Origin of the sequence: Aeromonas sp. 600724 (assembly GCF_049175135.1) — a bacterium.
Lineage (GTDB): Bacteria > Pseudomonadota > Gammaproteobacteria > Enterobacterales > Aeromonadaceae > Aeromonas > Aeromonas veronii_A.
In genome coordinates this window covers 495,647-508,025 of the sequence record NZ_JAAKUM010000001.1, presented here as the reverse complement: position 1 = coordinate 508,025, position 12,379 = coordinate 495,647, and the positions used below count along the sequence as shown (strand labels likewise).

General features: G+C 59.3%; 14 protein-coding genes. 11 read left to right on the top strand and 3 right to left on the bottom strand.

The annotated features are described in order from the left end of the window. Positions 1-63 precede the first annotated feature (63 nt). Entirely contained in the window at positions 64-936 is an 873-nt protein-coding gene (locus tag G5168_RS02145) for a U32 family peptidase (RefSeq protein ID WP_216978555.1), read from the bottom strand. 11 nt (positions 937-947) lie between these two features. Continuing rightward, positions 948-1,943: a ubiquinone anaerobic biosynthesis protein UbiU gene (gene ubiU, locus G5168_RS02140; RefSeq protein ID WP_421251787.1), complete on the bottom strand. Its 996-nt coding sequence runs from the start codon at positions 1,941-1,943 to the stop codon at positions 948-950. Positions 1,944-2,133: 190 nt separating this feature from the next. On the opposite strand from ubiU, the gene ubiT reads away from it, so the two are divergent. Beyond that, positions 2,134-2,667, top strand: coding sequence for a ubiquinone anaerobic biosynthesis accessory factor UbiT (gene ubiT, locus G5168_RS02135; RefSeq protein WP_076491774.1), 534 nt, complete (start codon positions 2,134-2,136; stop codon positions 2,665-2,667). On the opposite strand, the gene G5168_RS02130 is transcribed toward ubiT, so the two are convergent. Further along, positions 2,620-3,036: a hypothetical protein gene (locus tag G5168_RS02130; RefSeq protein WP_167569481.1), complete on the bottom strand. Its 417-nt coding sequence runs from the start codon at positions 3,034-3,036 to the stop codon at positions 2,620-2,622. The genes ubiT and G5168_RS02130 overlap by 48 nt on opposite strands. Positions 3,037-3,223: 187 nt before the next feature. On the opposite strand from G5168_RS02130, the gene trmJ reads away from it, so the two are divergent. The 10 genes from trmJ (at position 3,224) to pepB (G5168_RS02080) (ending at position 12,303) form a co-directional block, all read left to right on the top strand. Then, positions 3,224-3,946, top strand: a complete 723-nt coding sequence (gene trmJ, locus G5168_RS02125) for a tRNA (cytosine(32)/uridine(32)-2'-O)-methyltransferase TrmJ (protein WP_139708379.1) — start codon at positions 3,224-3,226, stop codon at positions 3,944-3,946. 92 nt (positions 3,947-4,038) lie between these two features. Next, the gene (gene iscR / locus G5168_RS02120) at positions 4,039-4,542 is read left to right on the top strand and encodes a Fe-S cluster assembly transcriptional regulator IscR (protein ID WP_100653984.1); all 504 of its coding nucleotides are present in this window, start codon (positions 4,039-4,041) and stop codon (positions 4,540-4,542) included. A gap of 53 nt (positions 4,543-4,595) precedes the next feature. After that, the gene (locus G5168_RS02115) at positions 4,596-5,810 is read left to right on the top strand and encodes an IscS subfamily cysteine desulfurase (RefSeq protein WP_013723838.1); all 1,215 of its coding nucleotides are present in this window, start codon (positions 4,596-4,598) and stop codon (positions 5,808-5,810) included. 41 nt (positions 5,811-5,851) lie between these two features. Next, positions 5,852-6,235, top strand: a complete 384-nt coding sequence (gene iscU / locus G5168_RS02110; RefSeq protein ID WP_005333813.1) for a Fe-S cluster assembly scaffold IscU — start codon at positions 5,852-5,854, stop codon at positions 6,233-6,235. A gap of 15 nt (positions 6,236-6,250) precedes the next feature. Continuing rightward, entirely contained in the window at positions 6,251-6,574 is a 324-nt protein-coding gene (gene iscA / locus G5168_RS02105; protein WP_005333812.1) for an iron-sulfur cluster assembly protein IscA, read from the top strand. A 236-nt stretch (positions 6,575-6,810) separates the two neighbouring features. Beyond that, positions 6,811-7,329, top strand: a complete 519-nt coding sequence (hscB, locus tag G5168_RS02100; RefSeq protein ID WP_005351031.1) for a co-chaperone HscB — start codon at positions 6,811-6,813, stop codon at positions 7,327-7,329. A gap of 28 nt (positions 7,330-7,357) precedes the next feature. Further along, positions 7,358-9,205 (top strand): Fe-S protein assembly chaperone HscA, encoded by a 1,848-nt coding sequence (gene hscA, locus G5168_RS02095; RefSeq protein WP_005351033.1) that lies wholly within the window; start codon positions 7,358-7,360, stop codon positions 9,203-9,205. Position 9,206: 1 nt separating this feature from the next. Further along, positions 9,207-9,545, top strand: a complete 339-nt coding sequence (gene fdx, locus G5168_RS02090) for an ISC system 2Fe-2S type ferredoxin (RefSeq protein WP_005333808.1) — start codon at positions 9,207-9,209, stop codon at positions 9,543-9,545. A gap of 173 nt (positions 9,546-9,718) precedes the next feature. Then, a complete protein-coding gene (gene pepB / locus G5168_RS02085) occupies positions 9,719-11,023 on the top strand; it encodes an aminopeptidase PepB (protein ID WP_005351034.1) in 1,305 nt (434 codons plus the stop codon). After that, a complete protein-coding gene (gene pepB, locus G5168_RS02080) occupies positions 11,020-12,303 on the top strand; it encodes an aminopeptidase PepB (RefSeq protein WP_421251786.1) in 1,284 nt (427 codons plus the stop codon). The genes pepB (G5168_RS02085) and pepB (G5168_RS02080) overlap by 4 nt, the downstream gene beginning before the upstream one ends. Positions 12,304-12,379: the final 76 nt, after the last annotated feature.

The following is a 12,379-nucleotide window of genomic DNA, read 5'->3' as shown; positions in this document are numbered from 1 at the left end:
ATTAGAAAGGGGGGCCTAATGGCCCCCTTTTGATCGCTATTATCTTATGTTTTGCCCTTGGGCTTATTCCACCAGGCTCATACCGGGGATCTGGCGCCAGTAGCCGTTGCAATCGCTTCCTTGCTGCAAGGAGAGGGGAGCCTGGCCCTGCCGGTTGGCTTTGAAGCGGGCCAGCATCTCCAGCGTCTCCATCCCTTGCGGCGAAAGCCTGACCACATCTACCAGACCTTCCATACCAGCCAGCTCGTTACCCAGGTTGTAGCAGTAGCCGGACTGGGTCTGGATCCCGTTGAGATTGAACACCCGCTCCCCCTCGCGGCTGTTGGCCAGTCGTCCGGTGGGGTAGTTGATGCAGGCGAGCTCGCAGTTGTCCTTGGGCTTGTCGAGGGAGCGGGCGGTGAAGCAGCGCGCCGAGTAGGCGAGCGGCAGATGGCCGTAGGCAAACACCTCCACCTCAAATTGGTCGCGCAGGGGACCCAGATCCTGATTGAGCTGGATCAGCCAGTCACGGGAGAGCTCCACCGGCATGACCCAGCGTTTCATCCCCTGTTTGAGCAACATGCGCAGCACATCGGCGTTATAGGCGTTGATGGCGGGACCACAGACGAAGGGGATCCCTGCCTCCCTGGCGAGTTGCACCGTACCGAGATCGTTGGCTTCGACCATAAGATCGCCATTGTCGACCAGCCGCTTCACCTCCTTGAGCTCGGAAGGGGCGGAGATAAGGGCGAGGGTCGAGAGCACCACCTGCTTGCCGGAGTTGGCCACCTGACGGGCCAGTGCAATCCAGTCATCGACTTTGAGTTCGCGCCGCTTGCTGCAAACGGTCTCCCCCAGATAGATGATGTCGGCCTGACTGTCGGCGGCGGCATGGTAAAAGGCTTCGGTATCGGCCTTGGGCCAGTAGAAGAGCAGGGGCCCGAGAGAAAATTGCATGGGTGGACTCCTTATTGCCACTGACGATGGTAGGCGCCGAGGGTAGTCTGGCTACCTTCGGAGACGCGTGCGAGCTGGGCATCCCACTCGGCTTTGACCTGATAGGCTTCGGGATTGGCCTGATAGGCATCGATGGCCGCACGCCAGACCCGGGTCACTTGCTCCACATAAGCAGGGCTGCGTTGGCGCCCTTCAATCTTGACCGACTGGATCCCGGTCTTGAACAGCTCGGGCAAGAGACCCAGAGTGTTGAGACTGGTGGGCTCTTCCAGCGCGTGGTAGGTCTGGCCATCCACGTCGAAACGCCCCTTGCACAGGGTCGGGTAACCAGCATTTTCGCCCGGGCCATAGCGGTCGATCAGCACTTCGTTGAGTCGCGACTCGAGGCCATTCGGGGTCTCTTCCCAACGGACGAACTTGGCCGGTGAGCAGGCGCCGACGGTGTTGGGGCTCTCGCCAGTCATGTAGGAAGAGAGATAGCAGCGCCCCTCGGCCATGATGCAGAGGCTGCCAAAGGCGAATACCTCAAGGCCAACATCGGTCTCGCGGGCCAGCTGCTTGACCTGATACATGGAGAGCACCCGGGGCAGCACCACCCGTGTGACATTGAATTGCTGCTGATAGAAGCGAATGGCGGCGGCATTGGTGGCGCTGGCCTGCACCGAGACATGGAGTTCCATCTTGGGGTAGTGGCGGCTGGCATATTCCAGCACGGCGAGATCGGCGATGATTAACGCATCGGCGCCGAGGGCCACCCCGCGATCAACCGCCTGTTTCCATCGAGTATCGGCCCCGGGATGGGCAAAGGTATTGATGGCAATATGCAGCTTGCGACCATGTTGATGCACATAATCTACCGCCTTCTCCAGTTTGCTGTCGGTAAAGTTGAGACCGGCAAAGTGGCGTGCATTGGTGTCATCCTTGAAACCGATATAAACGGCATCGGCCCCGTTATCCACGGCGGTTTTCAGTGCCGGCAAACTGCCTGCCGGACAGAGTAATTCCATTGGTACGCTCCGAGAGTGCATATGAAGGGCAAACGAGCCCTGATTGTATGCAGCCATGCACTCCCGCTTTTTGACCTGAGGCAGCTTTATGTGGCTTTACCCTTCTTGAGGTAACCCTGCACAAGTTTGATTTCCAACAGGATCTTGCCACTCTCCCTGTGTTTGAATGCGCAAAAAAAGGGAGTCTATCGTGTTTCAACAACTGCAACGCCGCCTGGTCGAACAGGCTCCGCGCTTCTTGCGCCATCCCCTCAAGCTGGTTCCCTTCAATCTGCAAAAGCAGCTGATGGAGAGTTTGCTGGCCCGGGTATTCAAAGAGGCTATCGAAGATGGCGATTTCGAGTTTCTGGCAGACAAGTGGCTGAAAGTCGAAGTCTCTGATCTGGAGCTGTGCTGGTTTATCAGTGAGCAGAATGGCCAGCTGGTGGTAGCTCGCGAGTGTGACAAGGCCGATGTCTGCTTCAGCGGTACCGCCAACGACCTGATCCTCATCGCTGGTCGCAAAGAGGATCCGGATTCGCTTTTTTTCCAGCGCAAGCTGAAGATAGAAGGGGATACCGAACTGGGTCTTGAGGTGAAAAACTTGATGGACAGTCTGGATCTCGATGGCTTGCCAAGCCTGATGAAGTATCCCCTGATGGATCTGGCGACGTTTATCGAACGCGCCCGTACCGAGTCAGCGCAGGCTCCGGTGCGGACGGCGCCGGGCGGGATCCCGTCTTAAGTGGACAATCACCCCATGGGCATGGCGACGATAATGGTGCCGTGCCCAGAGGCAACGACAGGCCCACAGACAGGGCACCAAGGCGATGAGTGCCGCAGGGGCGGGCAGCTGTGACATGGCCAGCCCCGCAGCCAGCCAGATAAAGGGTTGCGCTTCATACAGCCACTCCGGCTGTAGCCAGCGTTTGCTCGGAAAGATAATCAGATCGGTACGTCGGTAGCTGGAGCGCATCATCCAGGTCACCGCTCCGGCGATAAACAGCAAGGCGCCTGCAAACCAGAGCAGGGGCTGTTCACTCAACGTAATAATGGCAATGGCTGCCAGCAGGTAGAGGCTGGGCAATCTCTCATAGATAAAGGGAGGAAGCATGGCGTGGTGTCTCCTGTGCCGTTTATCGGATATCCATCAAGTTTAGTCCCCCCCTCTCACTTCCCTCATGCTGGTTTGTTATACAAACGGGTAGTTTTGTTCTGAAATGGCTCGGCTTTTACGGTGCCAACATTGTGTTCTCTTATGTTACAATTGCGCGCCATTTTTGACTGAAGATTGACTGGGCATGTTGGATCAGATTCGTATCGTTTTGGTAAACACCTCTCATACCGGCAACATGGGGTCTGCGGCACGAGCCATGAAGACCATGGGTTTGACTCAGCTGGTATTGGTTGATCCGCAAGCCTTGCCGGATGACAATGCCTTCGCCCTGGCGGCTGGTGCCAGCGATGTGCTTGCCAATGCCCGTATCGTCCCGACGCTGGACGACGCAATTGCCGATTGTGGTCTGGTGATTGGCACCAGCGCCCGCTCTCGAACCCTGAGCTGGCCCATGCTCGATCCCCGTGAGGCCGGCGAAAAGTCGGTGGTTGAGGGGATGCAGCACCCGGTTGCGCTGGTGTTTGGTCGTGAGCGCACCGGTCTCACCAACGACGAATTGCAAAAGTGCCACTACCACGTGGCCATTCCGGCCAATCCTGATTACAGCTCCCTCAATCTGGCCATGGCGGTGCAGACCCTCTGTTACGAAGTGCGGATGCGCTGGCTGCAGGGGCAGGCCGCCGAGCCTGAAGAGGAGATGGTCTACCCGAGTGCCGCTCAGCTGGAAGGGTTTTATCAGCACCTGGAACAAACCCTGATGAAGACCGGTTTTATTGCTGATGATCATCCGGGTCATGTGATGAGCAAGCTGCGTCGCCTGTTCAATCGGGCTCGGCCGGAAGCGGCGGAGCTCAACATTCTGCGCGGTATTCTGACCTCGGTGCAGAAAGCGCGCGTACCGGATTAATCCGACTGATTTACTCAACCATATACTTGACTGATTTGGTCGGGTATGTGACCATGTGCCCCATTAAATTGCTTCGCAAGACGGTAAGGCACATGAGACTGACTTCAAAAGGACGTTACGCTGTAACCGCCATGCTCGACGTGGCGCTGCATGCAGAGCAGGGGCCCGTCCCCCTTGCCGATATTTCCGAGCGCCAGGGCATCTCGTTGTCCTATCTCGAGCAGCTCTTTGCCCGCCTGCGCAAACATGGTCTGGTGAGCAGCGTGCGTGGCCCGGGTGGTGGTTATCGCCTCGGGTTGGCCCCAGGCGAGATTTCGGTGGGTCAAGTGATCACCGCGGTCGATGAGTCGGTCGATGCAACCAAGTGCCTCGGCAAGGGCGGTTGCCACGGCGGTACCCAGTGCCTGACTCACTCCCTGTGGCGCGACCTGAGTGAGCGGATCTCCAGCTTCCTCGGGGATATCACGCTGGCCGAGCTGGTACGCCAGGCCGATGTGCGCCGCATTGCCGGCAAGCAAGATGAACAAATGAAGACCGTGTTGTCCCTGGTTGAACGGGCAGAACACGGCGATGTGAGCTTGAAAGTCCAACTATAAACGTGCTTTCCACAGCGGGACTCTGTATGACCCGGACTGTGACGGAGAAAAACATGAAACTGCCTATTTACCTTGATTATTCGGCAACCTGTCCGGTGGACCCGCGTGTCGCAGAAAAAATGATGCAGTGTCTCACCATGGATGGCCTGTTCGGCAATCCGGCTTCCCGTTCTCACCGCTTTGGCTGGCAAGCCGAAGAGGCGGTGGATCTGGCCCGTAATCAAGTGGCAGATCTGATCGGTGCCGATCCCCGCGAGATCGTCTTCACTTCCGGTGCGACCGAATCCAATAACCTGGCCATCAAGGGTGTTGCCCACTTCTATGCCAGCAAGGGCAAGCACATCATCACCTCCAAGACCGAACACAAGGCGGTGCTCGATACCTGTCGCCAGCTGGAGCGTGAAGGGTTCGAGGTGACCTATCTTGAGCCGATGCCCAACGGCCTGTTCACTATCGAGATGATCGAGAATGCCATGCGTGATGACACCATCCTGGTCAGCATCATGCATGTGAACAACGAAATCGGCGTGGTTCAGAACATTGCCGCCATCGGCGAGTTGTGCCGTTCCCGCAAGATCCTGCTGCACGTGGATGCCGTTCAGAGTGTGGGCAAGATCCCGGTAGATGTGGAAGCACTGAAAGTGGACCTGCTCTCCGTCTCTGCGCACAAGGTGTATGGTCCGAAAGGGATCGGTGCACTGTTTGTTCGCCGCAAACCCCGCGTTCGTCTGGAAGCCCAGATGCACGGTGGCGGCCACGAGCGCGGCATGCGTTCCGGTACTCTGCCGACCCACCAGATCGTCGGGATGGGCGAAGCTTTCCGCATCGCAAAAGAAGAGATGGTGAGTGAAGGCGAGCGTATCTTGGCACTGCGCCAGCGTCTGTGGAATGGCATCAAGGACATTGAAGCCGTCTACATCAATGGCGATCTGGAGCAACGTGTTCCGGGTAACCTCAACGTCAGCTTTGCCTATGTGGAAGGGGAATCCCTCATCATGGCGCTGAAAGATTTGGCGGTCTCTTCCGGTTCGGCCTGTACCTCCGCCAGCCTGGAACCCTCCTATGTGCTGCGCGCACTGGGTCTGAACGATGAGCTGGCACACAGCTCCATCCGTTTCAGCATGGGTCGCTTCACCACCGAGGAAGAGATTGACTACGCGGTCAAGCTTATTCGTGACTCCATCGGTCGTCTGCGCGAGATGTCCCCCCTGTGGGAGATGTACAAAGACGGCGTCGATCTGAACACGGTCGAATGGGCTCATCACTGATCCACCGGGTCAGTGAGCAACAGAATTAGCAGGAGTGAGATATGGCTTACAGTGAAAAAGTAATCGACCACTACGAGAATCCTCGCAACGTCGGTGGTTTTGACAAGAATGATCCCAGCGTTGCAACCGGCATGGTCGGTGCGCCCGCTTGTGGCGACGTGATGAAGCTGCAATTGAAGATCAGCGACGAAGGCATCATCGAAGATGCCAAGTTCAAGACCTACGGCTGCGGTTCTGCCATCGCCTCCAGCTCCCTGGTGACCGAATGGGTCAAGGGCAAGACCCTGGACGAAGCGGCTGGCATCAAGAACACAGATATCGCCGAAGAGCTGGCCCTGCCACCGGTGAAGATCCACTGCTCCATTCTGGCCGAGGACGCCATCAAGGCCGCCATCGCCGATTACAAGCAGAAGAAAGGTCTCTAAGCGCCGGAGAGCAGTATGGCTATTACCATGACAGATGCCGCCGCGGCACGGGTTTCCTCTTTTCTGGCTAACCGGGGCAAGGGCATTGGCCTGCGCCTCGGCGTCAAAACCACCGGCTGCTCCGGTCTGGCCTACGTGCTTGAGTTCGTTGATGAACTGACCGATGAGGATCAGGTGTTCGAGCAGCAGGGCGTCAAGATTATTGTCGATGCCAAGAGTCTGATCCATCTGGATGGCACCGAGCTGGATTTCGTCAAGGAGGGCCTCAACGAGGGCTTCCAGTTCAACAATCCCAACGCCAAAGGCGAGTGTGGTTGCGGCGAAAGCTTCAGTGTCTGAGATGTTTGACGTGAATGATCTTTCGTCTGTTGTTGAACGGGTCAGATATGTTTAGTTCAACAATACCTTCTCATGCGCCAAAGGCGAGTGTGGTTGCGGCGAAAGCTTCAGTGTCTGAGCTGTTTGACGTCAATGATCCTTCGTCTGTGGTTGGACGGGTCGCCCATGACCCGTTCAACCACATCTCATTTGCCTGGGGCGAGTGAGGTAGTGGCGAACGTTTCCAAGAGGTTTGCATGAATCATTTCGAGCTGTTTGGGCTGGTTGAAGGCTTCGAGCTCGATACCCGTCAGTTGGCTGATACCTACCGCCAGCTGCAAACCCAATTCCATCCTGATCGTTTTGCCACCGCCCCCGAACGGGAGCAGCTGGCTGCGGTGCAACGTGCCGCCCAGATCAACGAAGCATTCACCACCCTCAAGGCGCCGCTGCGCCGTGCAGAATATCTGCTCTCCCTGCGTGGCACTGATATCCGTGGTGAACAGCAGACTCTGCAAGATACCGCGTTTCTGATGCAGCAGCTGGAGTGGCGCGAGCGTTTGGCCGACCTGAAAGATGACGCAGACCCTGAGCGCGCCATCAAGGATTTTCGCAGCGAGATCAGGCATGATCACCAGATGTTGATGCAGCAGCTGACCGAGTCTCTTGCCGCCGGCAGAGATCTCGTTGCCGCTGATTGCGTTCGCAAACTCAAGTTTGTCGACAAGCTCCTCGAAGAGCTGGAACGATTCGAAGACTCGCTTCTCGAGTCTTGATCCTTTAACGCTGGAAGTTTCATTACCCATGGCATTACTGCAAATCGCCGAACCCGGCCAGAGCGCTGTACCTCATCAGCACAAACGTGCCGTCGGCATCGATCTCGGCACTACCAACTCTCTCGTCGCTGCGGTTCGCAGCGGTCACGCCGATACCCTTTGCGATGAGCAAGGGCGCGACCTGCTCCCGTCAGTCGTGCACTATCAAAGCGACGCCATTCGAGTGGGGATTGATGCCAAGCGCGAAGCGGCACTCGATCCTCACAACACCATCGTCTCGGTCAAACGGATGATGGGCAAGGCGCTGGCCGATATCGATACCCGCCAGCAGCCTTACCAGTTTGTTGCCGCCGACAATGGCATGCCGCAACTGCAAACCCGTCAGGGGCTGGTCAATCCGGTGCAGGTATCGGCCGAAATTCTCAAAAAGCTGGCCGAGCGTGGCGCCCAGACCCTGGGTGGCGATCTCGATGGCGTGGTCATTACCGTGCCCGCCTATTTCGATGATGCCCAGCGTCAGGGAACCAAGGATGCGGCCCGTCTGGCCGGTCTGCACGTACTGCGTCTGCTCAATGAGCCGACCGCGGCCGCGATTGCCTATGGCCTTGACTCCGGTCAGGAAGGGGTGATCGCGGTTTACGATCTGGGGGGCGGCACCTTCGATATCTCCATCCTGCGTCTGCACCGCGGTGTGTTTGAAGTGATGGCGACCGGCGGCGATTCCGCCCTCGGCGGTGATGATTTTGATCACCTGCTGGCGGACTGGATCAAGGAGCAAGCGGGCCTCTCCGGCGAGCTGGATGCCCATCTGCAGCGCGAGCTGCTGGATGTGGCCGCTGCCGTCAAGCATGGTCTGACCGATGCCGAGCAGGTAGCGTGCACCTTTGCGGGCTGGCAGGGATCAGTGAGCCGCAGCCAGTTTGATGAGCTCATCACCCCGCTGGTGAAACGGACCTTGCTGGCTTGTCGCCGCGCCCTGCGCGATGCCGGTCTCGAGCAGGTGGAAGTGCTGGAAGTGGTGATGGTCGGTGGCTCCACCCGGGTGCCGCTGGTGCGTGAACTGGTGGGCGAGTTCTTCCAGCGTACGCCGCTGACCAGTATCGATCCTGATAAGGTGGTCGCCATTGGCGCCGCTATCCAGGCCGATATCCTGGTGGGCAACAAGCCCGATGCCGAGATGCTGCTGCTTGACGTTATCCCGCTTTCACTGGGTCTGGAGACCATGGGTGGCCTCGCCGAGAAGGTGATCCCGCGCAACACTACCATTCCGGTTGCCCGCGCCCAGGAGTTCACCACCTTCAAGGATGGTCAGACCGCCATGGCGATCCATGTGGTACAGGGCGAGCGCGAGTTGGTGGCCGATTGCCGCTCCCTGGCCCGCTTTACCCTGACCGGTATTCCGCCGATGGCCGCCGGTGCCGCCCATATTCGCGTCACCTTCCAGGTGGATGCGGATGGTCTGCTCTCGGTCAGCGCCATGGAGAAATCCTCCGGCGTGCAGGCCGAGATCCAGGTCAAGCCCTCTTACGGGCTGGCGGAGCAGGATATCCTCAACATGCTGAGTGCCTCCATCGAGAATGCCCAGCAGGATATGGATGCCCGCATGCTGGCCGAGCAGCAGGTTGAAGCCGACCGGGTGGTCGAGAGTCTCAATGCGGCGCTGGCCGCCGATGGCGATGCCCTGCTCAATGCTGCCGAGCGTGCCGAGATTGATGCCGCTATCGCCCATCTGCTGACCATGCGCAACAGCGGCGCAACCCATCAAATCAAAGAAGCCATTGAGGCAGCCGATGCTGTCAGTGGCGAGTTTGCAGCCCGCCGGATGGACGCCTCCATCCGCAAGGTGCTGACCGGACAAAACGTCAACAAGGTGTAATATGCCAAAACTGATCATTCTTCCTCATCCCGTACTCTGTCCGGATGGCGCCGCCCTCGAGGGGCAAAGCGGCGAGACCATTCTGGATGTGGCGCTGCGCAACGGTATCGAAATCGAGCATGCCTGCGAGAAATCCTGTGCCTGCACTACCTGCCACTGCGTGGTGCGCGAGGGCTTTGACTCGCTCGAGCCAAGTGACGAGCTGGAAGACGACATGCTGGACAAGGCGTGGGGGTTGGAGCCGGAATCGCGCCTCAGCTGCCAGGCAAAACTGGCGGACGAGGATCTGGTGGTGGAACTGCCCAAGTACACCCTGAACCTTGCCTCTGAACGCCATTAATTACACATGAGTGAATTGCACGTGCAGCATCCTGTGGTGCTTCAGTGATATGGTGGAAGGCCGTGACCCTCGGGGGCACGGCCTTTTTTGTATTCGTTATTCTCTCTTTGCCAATAAGCTCTTTCCCATAAAGAGTGCTTATACATAGTGCCAGTAAAAAGGAAGCAAACACGATGGCTGACATGATGAAGGTAGCGTTATCCACCCAGGCTGCGGCCGCCTATTGGGGCGAGGGCGCCCAGCTCAGTTTCAATGGCGACGAGGCACTGATCCATCTTGGTGCCGCCGGTCAGGAGAAGGATGTTCTGCGCACCGTTCAGCGCGCCGCCCGTCGCCTCGAATCGAGCGGGATCAAGCGGGTGACGCTGGTCGGTGAAGGCTGGGATCTGGAGCGTCGCTACGCGTTCGCCCAGGGGTTCTACGCCGCCAAGGGATCGCGTGAACTGGATTTTGGCCAGCAGAGCGACGCGGAAGCCCGTGAACTGGATGCGCTGCTCAAGGCGGCTCGCTGGGTACGTGACATCACCAATGGCTGTCCGGAAGAGATCTACCCCATGAGTCTGGCGGAATCGGCCCTGTTGCTCATTCGTGGTCTGGCCGGGGATCAGGTTACAGCTCGCATCACCGCCGGTGAAGCGCTGCGCGAGTCCGGCCATATCGGGATCTGGTCGGTTGGCCGTGGCAGCGAGCGCGAGCCTGTGCTGCTGGAGCTCGACTATAACCCGACCGGGGATCGCAATGCACCCGTGGTGGCGGCGCTGGTGGGCAAGGGGATCACTTTTGATTCCGGTGGCTACTCCATGAAGTCCTCTGACAACATGCTGCCGATGAAGTCCGATATGGGCGGCGCGGCCATGGTGACCGGCGCGCTGGCGCTGGCTATCAGCCGCGGTCTGAACCAGCGGGTGAAGCTCATTCTCTGCTGCGCCGAGAACCTGGTCTCCGGCCACGCCTTCAAACTGGGCGACATCCTCACCTACAAGAATGGGGTTTCGGTCGAGATCCAGAACACCGATGCGGAAGGTCGTCTGGTGCTGGCCGATGGCCTGATGGCGGCCTCCGACAGCGGTGCGGCTTATATCCTTGACGCAGCCACCCTGACCGGCGCCGCCAAGATGGCGCTGGGGCGCGATTATAATGCGGTGTTTGCCCTCGATGAGACCGAACAGCAGCGTGCGCTGGCCGCCGCCAAGGTGGAAAACGAGCAGGCGTGGGCGCTGCCGCTGGAACCCTGGCATGCCAGCCAGCTCACCTCGGCCTTTGCCGATCTGGGCAACGTCGCCTCGGCAGAAGGCACGGCCGGTGCCACCACGGCTGCTGCGTTCCTTTCCCGCTTCGTGCGTGATGAGGGCAAGGGTTGGGTGCACCTGGATCTGGCAGCCTCTTATCAGAAATCGGGCAATGATCTCTGGGCGACCGGCGCCAAGGGGCACGGTCTGCGCACAATCGCACGCTGGCTGCAGGAGGTGACCGCATGAATGTCTGGCTGAGTCGTGAATTTGCACCGGCCGAGTGGGGGGAGGGGGCGCTGCTCTCTCACCGTGCCGACGGCATGGTGGTCCATCTGGTGACGGCCAATCCGCTGTTCGATATCCAGCAGGCGGCCCGTCGCCTCTGCCAGCAGGGGATCCAGAAAGTGACCCTGGCTGGTCACTGGGAGCGTGAACAGCAGTGGGCTTTTGCCCAAGGGCTGCAAACCCCCAAGGCGGAGGTGCAACTGCAGTGGGCCATGTCCTCGGAAGAGGACAGAGAGGAGCTGGAAGCGCGTTGGCTCTGCGGCCGCTGGGTGCGCGAGATGACCAATGCCACCCCGGAGCAGTTGGGCCCGCTGGAGCTGGCGGTGGAAGCTGCCTCTTTTATTACCGAGCTGGCGCCGGACAAGGTGAGTCATCGCATTTTGAAAGGCGAAGCGCTGCAACAGGCGGGCTGGGTCGGCCTCTATCAGGTGGGCCGCGGCAGTGCGCGCGAACCGGTATTGCTGGAGCTCGACTTCAACCCGGGGCGTGACCCCAAGGCGCCGGTGGCAGCAGCGCTGGTGGGCAAGGGGATCACCTTTGACTCCGGCGGCTACTCCATGAAGAGCTCCGAGGGGATGCTCACCATGAAGTGCGACATGGGGGGCGCGGCGATTGTCACCGGTGCGCTGGCGCTGGCCATGCTGCGCGGGCTCGACAAGCGGGTGAAGCTGATCCTCTGCTGCGCCGAGAACATGGTCTCCGGCCACGCCTACAAGCTGGGCGACATCCTCACCTACAAGAACGGTACCACAGTCGAGATTGTGAATACCGATGCCGAAGGGCGGCTGGTGCTGGCCGATGGCTTGCAACTGGCGAGCGAGTCCGGCGCACCGCTGATCATCGATGCCGCAACTCTGACTGGTGCTGCCGTGATGGCGCTGGGTGGGCGCTACAATGCTCTGTTCGGCCTCGACAAAGGGTTGGTAAGTCGGGCCATGACCTATGCCGATGCCGAGCATGAGCCAGCCTGGCCGTTGCCGCTGGAGCCCTGGCACCGCCAGCAGTGCCCTTCCCATTACGCCGACACGGCCAACAGCCGTCCGGTGAAGGGGGGCGGGCCGGGTGGCGCCTCCAACGCGGCGGGTTTCCTCTCCCGTTTCGTTGCCAACGAAGGGATGGGCTGGCTGCATATCGATCTGGCCGCCTGCTTCAGTGACAACGGCGATGCCCTCTGGGCGCCGGGAGCCAATACTCTGGGGATGCGCACCATAGCGCGGGCCTTGCTGGCGGAAGCCAAATAGGCGAGACAAGGCACCTTCGGGTGCCTTTTTCATGCTGTTCGAATTGTGAACAAAAGATGGGGTTTTGGCGGCTTAA